The 12,578-nt window shown below is 57.2% G+C and carries 11 protein-coding genes, 1 tRNA gene and 1 pseudogene; 4 read left to right on the forward strand and 9 right to left on the reverse strand.

Annotated features, from left to right (window positions below; translation table 11 throughout):
• The first annotated feature begins 280 nt into the window (after positions 1 to 280).
• A pseudogene (locus IIA05_04425) lies at positions 281 to 508 on the forward strand (hypothetical protein).
• Between the two features lie 23 nt (positions 509 to 531).
• A complete protein-coding gene (locus tag IIA05_04430) occupies positions 532 to 1,614 on the forward strand; it encodes a tyrosine-type recombinase/integrase (protein ID MCH9026350.1) in 1,083 nt (360 codons plus the stop codon).
• Between the two features lie 67 nt (positions 1,615 to 1,681).
• Here the strand turns inward: IIA05_04430 and IIA05_04435 are convergent.
• A tRNA-Phe gene (locus IIA05_04435) sits at positions 1,682 to 1,757 on the reverse strand.
• Between the two features lie 253 nt (positions 1,758 to 2,010).
• Between IIA05_04435 and IIA05_04440 the strand changes: the two genes are divergently transcribed.
• Positions 2,011 to 3,291 carry an ergothioneine biosynthesis protein EgtB gene (locus IIA05_04440; GenBank protein ID MCH9026351.1) on the forward strand — a complete coding sequence of 427 codons (1,281 nt, stop codon included), beginning with the start codon at positions 2,011 to 2,013 and terminating at the stop codon, positions 3,289 to 3,291.
• Entirely contained in the window at positions 3,288 to 4,262 is a 975-nt protein-coding gene (gene egtD / locus IIA05_04445; GenBank protein ID MCH9026352.1) for an L-histidine N(alpha)-methyltransferase, read from the forward strand. The genes IIA05_04440 and egtD overlap by 4 nt, the downstream gene beginning before the upstream one ends.
• A 12-nt stretch (positions 4,263 to 4,274) precedes the next feature.
• Here egtD and IIA05_04450 read toward each other — a convergent pair whose 3' ends face one another.
• The 8 genes from IIA05_04450 to IIA05_04485 form a co-directional block, all read right to left on the reverse strand.
• On the reverse strand, positions 4,275 to 4,556 hold the full coding sequence (locus IIA05_04450) for an oxidative damage protection protein (GenBank protein ID MCH9026353.1): 282 nt from the start codon (positions 4,554 to 4,556) through the stop codon (positions 4,275 to 4,277).
• Positions 4,556 to 5,635 (reverse strand): A/G-specific adenine glycosylase, encoded by a 1,080-nt coding sequence (gene mutY / locus IIA05_04455; GenBank protein MCH9026354.1) that lies wholly within the window; start codon positions 5,633 to 5,635, stop codon positions 4,556 to 4,558. The genes IIA05_04450 and mutY overlap by 1 nt, the downstream gene beginning before the upstream one ends.
• On the reverse strand, positions 5,625 to 6,242 hold the full coding sequence (locus IIA05_04460; protein MCH9026355.1) for an SRPBCC family protein: 618 nt from the start codon (positions 6,240 to 6,242) through the stop codon (positions 5,625 to 5,627). The genes mutY and IIA05_04460 overlap by 11 nt, the downstream gene beginning before the upstream one ends.
• Positions 6,239 to 8,407 carry an AsmA family protein gene (locus IIA05_04465; protein ID MCH9026356.1) on the reverse strand — a complete coding sequence of 723 codons (2,169 nt, stop codon included), beginning with the start codon at positions 8,405 to 8,407 and terminating at the stop codon, positions 6,239 to 6,241. The genes IIA05_04460 and IIA05_04465 overlap by 4 nt, the downstream gene beginning before the upstream one ends.
• A 151-nt stretch (positions 8,408 to 8,558) precedes the next feature.
• Entirely contained in the window at positions 8,559 to 10,379 is a 1,821-nt protein-coding gene (locus IIA05_04470) for a hypothetical protein (protein ID MCH9026357.1), read from the reverse strand.
• Between the two features lie 86 nt (positions 10,380 to 10,465).
• Positions 10,466 to 11,350 carry a DUF4097 family beta strand repeat protein gene (locus IIA05_04475; protein ID MCH9026358.1) on the reverse strand — a complete coding sequence of 295 codons (885 nt, stop codon included), beginning with the start codon at positions 11,348 to 11,350 and terminating at the stop codon, positions 10,466 to 10,468.
• The gene (locus IIA05_04480) at positions 11,347 to 11,949 is read right to left on the reverse strand and encodes a hypothetical protein (protein ID MCH9026359.1); all 603 of its coding nucleotides are present in this window, start codon (positions 11,947 to 11,949) and stop codon (positions 11,347 to 11,349) included. The genes IIA05_04475 and IIA05_04480 overlap by 4 nt, the downstream gene beginning before the upstream one ends.
• Before the next feature lies 1 nt (position 11,950).
• The gene (locus IIA05_04485) at positions 11,951 to 12,487 is read right to left on the reverse strand and encodes a sigma-70 family RNA polymerase sigma factor (GenBank protein MCH9026360.1); all 537 of its coding nucleotides are present in this window, start codon (positions 12,485 to 12,487) and stop codon (positions 11,951 to 11,953) included.
• Between the last annotated feature and the right edge of the window lie 91 nt (positions 12,488 to 12,578).

A 12,578-nucleotide genomic window follows, 5' to 3' on the forward strand; every position in this document is an offset into this window, starting at 1 on the left:
CATTTCTCAACAAGTTTCTTCAATTTCGTTCGCATTGCGAAATAATTTTCACAATTTTCGGCGTCCGAAAGCGGCAAAAACTATTGTTCTTCGCGATGTTGATAAGCATGATAAGCGAATATCAATCACTTAGGCAGTTTTCACCTTATCAATTCCTTATCACCACCCTTATCAAGGCCTTATCAACACCCTTATCATTTTCGCCGAAGAGCCTGAGTCCAGACTCTGTTTACCCTCCTTGGTCGATTGACTCGGCGGCGCTCATCACTAATCTGATCGCATGACCACCCCAGAATCCAGCCAAGCTAAGCGAGGAACATCTCGGTTCCTACCGAGGTTCATCCGCCTTCGTGACGCGCCGGAATACCTGGGCATGGATCGCAATCGGTTCAACCGGTCGGTGCGACCGCTTCTGGTTGCCATACCCATTGGCACCCAAGGCATCGCGTTCGACCGGCTTGATCTCGATGACTGGGCAGACCAATATAAGTCCCGCAACGGGCGTCCCGGTCTGCCGAAAGGAGACAGGATATGGGACGCAAAAGAACGCCAGGGCTCGTCAAGAGACAAGGGCTTTGGCACATCGACAAACGCATCGGCGGGCGGCGTGTTTGCCAAAGCACTGGAACAGATCAACTTGAAGAAGCAGAGCTGTTCCTCGCGAGGCAAATCGACGAAACCCGGCAAGCGCAAGTCTACGGCGTTCGGCCAGCGAGGCCATTCGAGTTAGCGGCGGCAAAGTTTGTTCGCGAGAACCAGCACAAGCGCACGATTCGAAATGACATCGCTCAGCTGAAACGGCTGTTGCCCTGGATAGGGTCGGTTCCTCTGAATCGAATTCACATCGGGACAATGCAGCCGTGGATCGAACACCGACGTAAAGAGGGAGTAGCCACTGGAACCATTAACCACGGGCTTAAAGTCGTTCGACGAATCCTGAACCTCGCACAAAGTGAGTGGCTGGATGAGAACGGACTGACCTGGCTCGCGGCAGCACCGAAGATCAAACTGTTACCCGATACCAGCAAGCGGCAACCATATCCGCTGAACTGGGACGAACAGCAGCAATTGTTCTCGGCGCTCCCGGCGCATCTTGCAGAAATGGCATTGTTCGCAGTCAATACCGGCTGCCGCGATGCCGAAATCTGCAACCTGCGATGGTACTGGGAGGTAAAGGTGCCAACCCTCGACACGTTTGTGTTTATCGTGCCGGGAGAGTTCGTCAAGAATGGAGACGACAGGCTGGTGGTTCTAAATAACATTGCCAAATCAGTCGTGAATGCACGCCGGGGAAAACATCCGACGCATGTGTTTGCCTACAAGGGCAAACCGGTCACAAGGATGCTGAACAGCTCCTGGTGCCGAGTCAGGAAGAACTTAGGCTTGAGACAGGTAAGAGTGCATGACCTGAAGCACACTTTTGGCCGGAGGCTGCGTGCCGCCGGAGTGAGCTTCGAGGATCGGCAGGACTTACTAGGTCATCGTTCCGGGCGAATAACGACACACTACTCGGCTGCAGAGCTCTCACAGCTCATTGAAGCGGCAAACAGTGTGTGTGAAAGAAGCGGTAACAAGCCCGAATTGGTGGTTTTGCGGCGCCTAAGTATCAGTTAGGGTCACGCAAAACTCACGCACGGGGTTTTTAAGGAAAGCTTGAAAACGACGTAAGTCGTTGAAAAAATGGTGGCCAGAGGCAGAATCGAACTGCCGACACGCGGATTTTCAGTCCGCTGCTCTACCAACTGAGCTATCTGGCCATGTTTGGTACTTTTCTTCAATTACAGGTGCGGATTTTCAGTCCTTGCCTACCTTGTCGCTTTGCGACCCCGCTACCTGGCCGATACCGGCTCGATATTTGGCCTTTTTTGGCCCTAAAAGAGGCGCGTATTAAACGCGAGCACCCGTTCTGAGTCAAGAAACAACGGGGTTTGCGGGAGGGTGTCATCCTTTGGCTTTGACAGCGCTTTGCGGCAATCGGTACCCTATGTGGCCTGAAATCCGGATCGGATCATGAATTCCCCGCAACCACAGCAGCAACCGGCCGCCGAAACGGGTTCCCTGGCGAGCCGATATCGTCGAATCCGGCGCCAGACCGAGAAGCTGGTCGAGCCTCTGGCGCCCGAGGACACGGTCGTCCAGAGCATGCCCGATGTCAGCCCGTCGAAGTGGCATCTGGCCCATACGAGCTGGCTTTTCGAGCATTTTGTCCTCGGCCCGAACCTGCCCGGCTACAAGGAATTCCATCCGCAGTTTCATTACCTGTTCAATTCCTATTATTACACGGCCGGCGACATGCACCCGCGGCCGGAGCGTGGCCTGCTATCGCGACCGACGCTGGCTGAAATACTCGCTTACCGCCACCATGTGGACTGTCATTTGCTGGAGCTGCTCGAAAAGCAGGGCGACGATGGCGAGTTGGCTTTCCTGATCGAACTGGGGCTCAACCACGAGCAGCAGCATCAGGAACTGATCCTGACCGATATCAAACATGTGCTGTCCTGCAACCCGTTAAAACCGGCGTATCGCGAAATGAAGCTCGAACAATGCCCCGCCCCGCCCGCGCTCAGCTATCTGCAGATTCCCTCGGGTACTGTCGAAACTGGTGCGGCCGGCACCGGCTTTTGTTTCGACAACGAAACGCCGAGGCATGAGGAACTGTTGTATGGCGGCAGCCTGGCCAGCCGCCTGATTAGCAACGCGGAGTTTCGGGAGTTTATCGACGACAACGGCTATCGGACACCCGAGCTTTGGCTGTCGGACGGTTGGGCTGCGGTTCAACAGCAACAATGGGCGCATCCGCTTTATTGGTCCACTGACCTGGAGACCGAATTCACACTGCACGGCGAACAAGCGCTGGACCCGAACCGGCCGGTCTGTCATATCAGTTTGTACGAGGCCGACGCTTTCGCCCGCTGGGCCGGCGCTCGCCTGCCCCGGGAAGCGGAATGGGAAAGCATTGCCGCCGGTCAAGACTTAGCCGGCAATTTTTATAATGAGAGCATCGATCAGCCGTTGCACCCGGTTTCCGTTTCCGGTCCCGGCATGCAACAAATGTTTGGCGATGCCTGGGAGTGGACCGCTTCCGCATACGCCCCCTACCCTGGCTTCAAACCGCTGCAAGGGACGCTCGGTGAATACAATGGCAAGTTCATGTGCAACCAGCAGGTGCTGCGCGGCGGCTCCTGCGTGACGCCGGTGGGGCACATCCGCGCCAGCTATCGCAACTTTTTTTACCCGAGTTCCCGCTGGCAATTCAGCGGCATTCGTCTTGCCCGGGATGAAAATGCATGAGTGCGCCGGCCCAAAAACACATAAGCTTGGTCGACTACCACCCGCCAAGCGGCGACATTACTCAGGAAGTGCTGGCAAGCCTGGCACAGCCGCAGAAACGCCTGTCGCCGAAGTGGTTTTACGACGAAAAAGGATCGCGATTGTTCGACCGGATCACGAAGCTGCCCGAGTACTACCCGACCCGCACCGAACTTGGTATTTTGAATACTCATATCGGTGAGATGGCTGACTTGATCGGCAGTCGTGCCGCGATTGTGGAATTCGGCGCCGGCTCGAGCGTCAAGATCCGGATATTGCTCGACAACCTCGAAACACCCGCCGCCTTTATTCCGGTCGATATTTCCGGCGAGCATCTGCTGGATGCGGCGCGGCAACTCGCGATGGATTATCCGGACCTGGAAATCCTGCCGGTCTGCGCCGACTTTACTCAGCCGTTCGACCTGCCCGTACCGGTGGCGGCGGTAAATCGCAACCTGGTGTTCTTCCCGGGTTCGACGATCGGCAATTTCAGTCTCGGGCAGGCCAGACAGTTACTCAAGGTCATAGCGATGGAAGCTGGCGCCGGTGGCGGCCTGCTGATTGGTGTGGATCTTAAAAAAGACCGCGCCACACTGGAAAGTGCGTACAACGATGAGGCCGGCGTAACCGCGGATTTCAACCTGAACCTGCTGGTTCGACTGAACCGGGAAATTGGCGCCGGTTTCGACCTCCGCCAGTTCAAGCACCGCGCCATCTACAACCAACACAAGGGCCGGATCGAGATGCACCTGGTCAGCGAAAAAAACCAGTCGGTCAACATTGCCGGTCAAACTATCGACTTTGCGGCTGGCGAGCACATCCTGACCGAATGCTCGCACAAGTATGAGTTACGGGAATTTGCGGATCTGGCCGGCGAGGCGGGTTTCGATGTTCGCAAGGTCTGGACCGACCCGGAGCGGATGTTCAGCGTGCAGTATCTCGAACTTGCTTAGGGAAGTTCTGATCTATTCTGATTTCGAATCGGGTTCGACAAATCCCTTCGGCCGCTCCGAACCCTCGCCAAAAAAGAATTTCTCCATCTCCGTTTCCAGAAACTTGCGCGCTTCAGGCCGCATCGCGACCAGCCGGTATTCGTTGATCAGCATGGTCTGATGATCCCTCCATTCCTGCCAGGCTTGCCTGGAAACGTTGTCAAAAATCCGCTTGCCAAGATCTCCCGGCCACGGTGACGAATCCAGCCCTTCGGCCTCTTTTTTCAAACGAACACACTGGACCATGCGTGACATCAGTGTCTCTCCCCGCAGTTTGCGTATCGTGCCATCAATTTGCCGACCGGCGCAGCCATCCCGATCGGCTGCGACGCGTCGCAGTTATACCAGACATTTTGCCGCTCATCCATGACCGCGTCGGCAACCCCGCTCGGTACGACATCCAGCAATATTGGCCGGATGTTCATGTCGAAATGGGTCAGGCTGTGTTTGATCTGCTCCAGCGCCTGACTGTGTTCTACCCGGCAGGACAACCGGGCCTGGCACCAGTTCGCCGCCTCGCTTTCCCGGTCGATCTCCGGGAAGCTCCACAGGCCGCCCCAGATGCCCCTCGGCGGACGCCGCTCCAGATACACCGAGCCATCCGCCAGGCGTGCAATCAACATGATGACATCGCATCGCCTTTTTTTGCCGGCCGGCTTTCGCCCGGGACAGGCGAGCTGGCGCCCGCTCGCTCTCGCCTGGCAACCGAGCGCCACCGGGCAGGCAGCACAATCGGGCCGCCGCCTGCAAACCGTGGCTCCCAGATCCATGATGGCCTGCGTATACAGGCTGATGTCCCGACCCGGCAAATGTCGTTCTGCCAGCGCCCAAAGTTCGCCGAGTACCGCGGACTTGCCTGGCCAGCCATCGATCTCGTGGTAGCGCGCCAATACTCTTTTCACATTGCCATCGAGAATCGGGCAACGCTGTCCGGACGACAGGGCCAGGATCGCACCCGCGGTAGAGCGACCGATACCGGGAAGCCGCGTTAGCTTATCCAGCGAGACCGGCAGTTCGCCGCCGTGTTCTTGCATGACCAGCCTTGCCGCGGCATGCAGGTTTCTGGCACGCGCGTAATAGCCCAGACCGGACCAGCAATGTAATACCTGGTCCTGCGTCGCCTCGGCCAGCATCGCGACACTGGCAAACTTTTGCACAAAATCGTTGAAGTAGGGAATCACGGTGCCAACCTGGGTTTGCTGAAGCATGATTTCCGATACCCAGACCCGATACGGCGTCGGGTCGGTCTGCCAGGGCAGGTCCTTGCGGCCATTTTCTTCATACCAGCCCAGTAGCTGACTGGCGAAGATATCCGCTGCCTTGCTATTGCTCATAGTCTGAGCGGCGTTTGCGCTTGCGCTTGAGCGGCGGGGGTTCTTCGGCGCTCAACCCGGCCGCGATCCGCGCATAATACTCGACGCGCAATATCGCTCGCCGACCGCCTTGTCGCATCACCTTTTTGATCATCATCGGCCCAAAGACCGGCGGCACCCAGAAATCCGGGTCGAGTTCCTGACGAAATTCGATGAGCGTGCCGTTATCCTGCTCACTCAAGCGCCACTCGGATAGCCCGCGGACGAGGTTACTGCGTTCGGGTATGGCGATAGCGGTAATATGGTGGAGCGGCTCCAGTTCAAGCCGCTCGACCTTTTCAATTTTTCCGCAGAACAAAAAGACGCACTTCCTGGTCAGCGTATAAACCAGCGGCGTTCCGTCTTCGGCCGGTTCCAGAATTCGGCTGTCCACTATATAGCTCGAGAGGCGGTCTAATTGATCGTAGTCAACCAGCACATCGTAGACCTGGCTTATCGGCGCATCGACATAGCCTGCCAAGTCTACGAAAAAAACGCCCCCCGATTTCCAAACATCAAGCTTGCGAATTTCGGCGGCGTTCGCCGAAAACGCAAAAAAAACAAGCCATGTCAGAAAAACTTTTCTCATCCGCCACCGAACAGATCCTTGAGTTTGTCCTTGATTTTTTCTTCGATGTCTTCCTTGAGTTGCTCTTCCGGATCTTTCGGTTGCTGATCCGGGTTTTCGGGGTCGGCAGCGCCCTCCGGCGTATCCGGGTCAGCCCCCAGGAGACGCCCCAGGCCCAGTTTCTCCAGCAGTTTTTCTTTGGCTTTTTCTTTCAGCAGGTCGACGAAATCCGGTTGTATGCCTGGATCGTCCAGGGTACCGGTGATCTTCAGCGGGATTCGCTTGCCTGCGATGTCTTTGGTCAAACGGTCGGCCAGCAACTCGGGATCGCTGCGCACCACTGCAACCAGCTTGAGGTTGATTTCCGAACTCGCCAGGTCAATCGTACCGCCACCGCTCAGAGTCAGAAACGGCAGCTCGGCGACCAGGTCGTTCGTGGTCATGACGCCTTCACTGACCGTTGCCGTTGCTTGCATACGGGAAAATACCGTGCGGTTTTCCGTGGGCGCCGCCGGTGGCGCCTGGCGTTTGAAAATCGCCAGCGCCTTGCGAATCTCGTACCAGATGTTGGCGCCTTCCCAGGCACCGTCATTGATCGCCAGGCCAATATCACCGGTCAGCCGGCGGCTGACCTGGCCGCTGGTCCGGCCTTCTCCGCTTAGCCTGACATGGCCTGCGGCGGTTCCCGACAAGGCTGCGCCATCGAACAGGTCGGCTGCCATTTTCTCAAACTGGATGCCCTCAATTTTCTCGTTGATCGACAACACCGGCAGATCGGCGGAGCCATCCAGCCGGATATCGCCGCTATAGGTGCCGCCGTAGAACAAAGCCGACACTGGGTAAAGGCGCAAGCGCCTGTTTTTCACCGTTACCCCCGCAACCATGTCGGTAAACGTCATGCCAACCGAAAGCACCGAACCAATCGTAAACTGTCCCTCGATATCCAGTCCTTCGAGCATAGCCACCGGCAATTCGATGTTGGTCTCGCCGAGTGGCACCCCCTGCGTTGTAGTGTCGGACACTGGCTCGAAGTAACGATCCACTTCGATCCGGTCCAGGCTGAGTTCGAAATCGATGGCGGGCCGGTCGAAATTTCGCACCGTCAGTTCGCCACTCAACTGGCTTTGGTCCAGGCGCATATCGATTTCTTTGAGCGCCAGCGACCGGCTGTTCCCACTGAACTTCAGCTCTCCCCGCGCCCGGGTCAGGGCGTCGGGGTCCGCAGTTTCGGGTATATCCATGCGTAGTTGCGTGAACAATTCGCGCGGTGAAAAATCGCTGATTCGAATCTGCCCGCTGTACCCGGGCTCATCGATAATGCCGGTCGCCGCCAACGCGCCGCTTAGCTGCAGGCCCATCATCGACAGCTCGAAACTGTCCGCGCTCAAAGTCTGTGCGTCCAGGTCCGAACGGATTTCCGGAACCTTCAGGCTCATCCGCTGACTGCCGCCGGGCAAATCCGGCGCAGCAATTTCCGCCTGCACAACGAGATCGGCAAAATTGAACTGGTTCTTTGCCAGGTTTGCATCGATGACAGTCCGCGCTTCCACCTTGGCGCTCCGCCCGGCGAGCACATCATCCAGGCGCATCGTCAGTTCGACCGGTACCGGCCGGTTGCCACCGATTGCGCCAGACTCCAGCGAAAACTCACTGAGCGTGTAATGAGCGCTCGTCGACGCGTTCCGGTAATCGATCAGTGCGTTGCGGATGGTCAACCCGGCGATACCCCGGCCGTCAAAACCGATCGCCCCATCCTCTTCCGATCCGGCATCAGTATCTTCTGTCTCCAGCAGATCCTGCCAATTGTTCCGTCCGTTCACCTTGACCGACAGGTTCAGCACGAAATCGTCCAGCGTCACCCGGCCCACCTCGATTTTCTTCTTTAACAAGGGCATCAGGCGCACGCCCAGGCTTAGCTGTCCGATCTCGGCAAAGGGCTCAGCGGGAAACCCCGGTGCGTTGCCTAGCCGGAGCTGGCTGACTTCGACCGCGAGCCATGGAAACACCGAAAAATCCAGGTCGCCGGCGATGGTCAGCTCGCGCCCGGTTTTTTCCAGCACTGCGTCACCGATCGCCTGTTTCAGGTCATCCTTGTCAAACAGGAGAGGCAGCGACAACGCCGCCAGGACCAGTAAAACGATAAAGGCGCCAACAGCGCCGGCCAGGATTTTGATTAATTTTGCCATCAATGGGTCTCTTTCACTGTTCGATTCGCAGACAACGTCAAGGTTGCATCGATATCGAGGGGCAATGGTACAGCGATGCGCCCGGCAGGTGCGAGACCCGCGCTGATAATCGGTGGCGATTCGATACGGCCTGGCGGCGAGAAAACCCGGATCAGCTGCAAGTGATCCCATCGACGCTGGCCCGACACATTTCGGACCAGCCATAGCGTTGCCAGTAATCCACCAGGCCAATCGAATCCAGAATCTCAGGGAACCGGGCCTGGGCCCTGAGCGCGGCGCTCTCCGGTGACCATATCAACGGCAGGTCGAGTTGCATCGGGTTGGTTTCGACGATCCGCCGGGCAACGGCCAACGCACGCGCCGGCCCGCCGAAATAGACATACATCCTGAATTGTTCGCGTAACGGTACCTGGTCACCCGCCTGGTCGACCTTTTGCAAGAGTTCCATCGCGACCGCCGGATCGGTGATCGCCTGGATGGCCAGGCGCTGAAACTGATCCGGCGCCTGATCACCCTGAACCGAAAAACTGCTGGCAAACAGACGCTGGGCCTCATCCAGTTCATCCCGGCGCGCGTGGATCAGAACGCGTGGCAGCACACCGACACTAGCCGCAAGACCCAGGCGTTCTGCTTCGTCGGCGTAGAACAACGCCTTTTCATTGTCTGCCATGGCCATGTATACGCTGGCCAGGTGGCTATTGATGATCGGTGAATTCGGTTCCAGCCTGTGTGCTTCCAGGGCTTGCTCGAGCGCTTTCGGCAAGCGGCCTGTACGCATAAGCAGGAACGAATACCACTGGTGAGTGGTCGCGTCATCGGGGTCGAGCGAGATCGCGTTGAAAAAATCGGCTTCGGCATCCGACCATTTCATCCCGGTCACATTGATCAGCGCCAACACCGCATGCGCTTCCGCCAGCGTCGCGTCCAGCGCCAGCGCCTTGTAGACCGCCTCCTGCGCCAGCTTGTTGCCCTCCTCCTCCGGGAGCTCCGAATAGCCTGGAAGCACCACATAGGCCGCGGCAAGACCTGACGCGGCGCGAGCATAACTGGGGTCCAGCGCGAGGGCTTTCTGGAACAACTCGATGCTGTCGGTCAGGGACCGCCCGCCCCGCTGGCGCCATTTGTGCCGCGCTTCCAGATAATATTTGTAAGCCTGCAAGTCGCCCGTCGGCGGCGCATTCAGCGTGGCGGCAAGCACCGGCTGTTGTTCACCGACGAACTGGATTTTGAGCGCATCGACAATTTTTCGCGAAATATCATCCTGGACCTCGAAAATATCCTTGAGTTCCCGATCATAGGTTTCCGACCAAAGATGAAATCCGTTGCTGACGTCTATCAACTGCGCCGTAATCCTAATTCGGTTATCGCCCGACCAGCGCACGCTGCCTTCCAGCACCGTATTGACACCCAGCTTTCTGCCGACCTCCCGCGCGTCTACCTTTTCACCACGAAAAGCAAATGACGAGGTCCGGGCCGCAACCTGCAGGTTCGGAATCTTGGCGAGCAGGTTGAGCAGTTCCTCCGATATCCCGTCGCTGAAGTAATCGTTTCCGGGATCGTTGCTGATGTTTTCGAAGGGCAGAACCGCGATTGAGTTTGAGCGGTCGTCGGCGATCCAGTCATAGCCTTTCAATCCAAAGTGATACAGGGCCAGGGTCAGCAACGCGGTTCCCGTGACCAGAAGTGCCGTGTAAACAGCACGCCCGCGACCACTCTCCACTTCACGCTGACTTTCGGCCTCGGCCGTCGTGCGCACAACGCCACCCGGCCCGATATCGAAAACCCAGGCCAGGATCATGGCGACGGGGAACCCGATTATAAGAAGGACCACCACGACAGTGATGGCCCAGTCCGGCACGAACAGCGCCGGGAAAACAGTCGCTGAGACTTCAGTAATGAACCAGGAGGCAACCCCGTACATGGCGGCAACGCGAAAAACCCGCCGCCGTTTGAGTTCTGCCATCAAGGCCATCGAGTCTCACCGTTATGGTCTGCAACCTCCGCGCTATTATTGCATGAACCACCCCAAAAGCCGGGCCAGCGTCGGCCAGGAGTCCATTATTTTTTACACAGGGTCACGTCGCCGTTTAATGTCTTGATGCGAATCTCGCCATTACCGTCGCCCGCGGTGAAATTCAGCTCCCGGCCAGGCGCGTACTTACTGGTTCGCCTCGCTTCCGGACCGAAACAATTGTCGATATCACCGTTAAAGGTCTCGATTTCGATTTCGGCGCTCACCGGCCCGTGAAACATGAGGATCGCATCTCCGTTGATACTCTCGATCATCACCCGGGCTCCTTTTGCCAGCTTGCCGGAAACCTCCATGTCACCGGTCGTCGACCGTACGCGGACGTCATTAATGTCTCCGAGCTCAAGATCCAGATCGCCGCTGACAGACTGCACTTCGATTTTACCGGACACATTTTCAATATCGGCATTACCACTGACCAGGTTGATGGTGACCATGCCCGCGTGGCCGTGACCGGTTACATTTGCATCGCCGCTGATCGACCGGACATACAGGTCATTACCCCAAATCTGGGTATCCACCGTACCGCTGACGCTTTCCAGGCGTTGCTTGCCATGCACATTGCCGACCTCGATATCCGCGCTAACCGTGATGACCTGGATTTCACTCATCCGCGGCAACCAGATTTCGAGATCGGTGCCACGGACCCTGCGGTTCCTGCCTTTCTCGATTTCGACCCGAATCTCAACATCAGAACCATCTCGCTCAAATATAAGTTCCTTGGTTCCCTTGCCAAGTTCACCGGTTACCCTGACTTCTTTCCGATCCCAGCCATGAATAACGACCGTGCCGGCAATATTGGATACCAATACGTCGCCATCAGCGTCCGCGGCCAGCGTCCGGTCAAACTCTTCCCCTGCCAACGCAACGGATGACAACAACAGTCCGGCGAAAAAGATAATCCACTTGTTCATGATTCGGTCCTCCGGGCCTTTACGGCCGCGGTAATTTGATTCAGATCGTCGAGCAGCATCAGTTCTCTTTGATACATAGTCAGCAACAACTGTTGCAGAAATACATTGCCCGGATCGCCGGTCAGCTCCTGGCTGATATCCTGGAGCGCCCGCTGGATCGCCAGCAGATCGCTGGCCACTTTCTGCCGCGTCTCTTCGGGCAGCAACAAAATCTGTTTTTCCAGTGCTTGCACCAGCTCGGCGCGGTCTTGCAAATAGCGTGCACCTGGCACCTGCGTTTCGTCATAACTGGCCGGCAAAATCACCGGCCCAACCAGTGCAGTGAACTCACCATTGAGTGCCAGCGCCCTCTGTCGGCTCTCGCTCTGTGTTATCCACCAGCTGGTCGCCAGCGAGGAAACAACCACCAGGGAAGCCGCGATTGCCAGGCGTACAAATAACGCCTGCCGGCTATCTCGAGCTTTTGGTTCGCGACCGGTCGCGATCGCCCGACCGATATTCAGCCAGAGATCGTTTTTCGGCGGTATTTCAATGGGCAACTCGTGCAATGCCTTATCCAGCCTTGCATCTGCATCCGTATTTTCGTGTCTTGTGCTCATCTCAACTATCCAATTGATCTTTCAGTAATCGCCTGGCCCTGTGTAACTGCGCCTTGCTCGTTCCCACGGCTATTCCCAACATGCTGGAGGCTTCTTCGTGACTGAAACCGCTAACGCCGCAAAGCAACAGGACATCCCGTGCCCCTTCCGGTAGTCTGGCGATCGCATTTTCGATATCGAACCCCGCGCTGTCCGGGGCCGGCGACGAAGCACCGGCCATCTGCCCGGCAAGCAACTCAAGATGCGCCCCGCGGCGCCGGCTGCTGCGTTTGTGGCCCAAAACCTGGTTGACCGCAATACGATGGATCCAGGTCCCGAATGCACTTTGTCCACGAAACTCAGGCAATTTACGCCAGGCGCGGATGAATGCTTCCTGGACACAATCGTCCGCCAGCGCCGGCTCACCGGTCATCCTCAGGCAAAGCGCGTAAACCCGGCCAACATGCTGGCGGTAAAGTATCTCGAATGCGGCGTGTTCTCCTTCCCGGGCACGAACCACGAGATTCTTTTCCGTCTGTCTTGAGTCCGGGTCAGTCATCGATGTGGCCGCCAGACTGACACCCATACACGCTCCAGCCGTTGTTTACTGGGTTTTTGACGCCGGTGGACATGCAAGGGTTTAAAAGGCG

The organism is Pseudomonadota bacterium (genome assembly GCA_022572885.1).
In the GTDB taxonomy this organism is placed as follows: domain Bacteria; phylum Pseudomonadota; class Gammaproteobacteria; order Steroidobacterales; family MnTg04; genus MnTg04.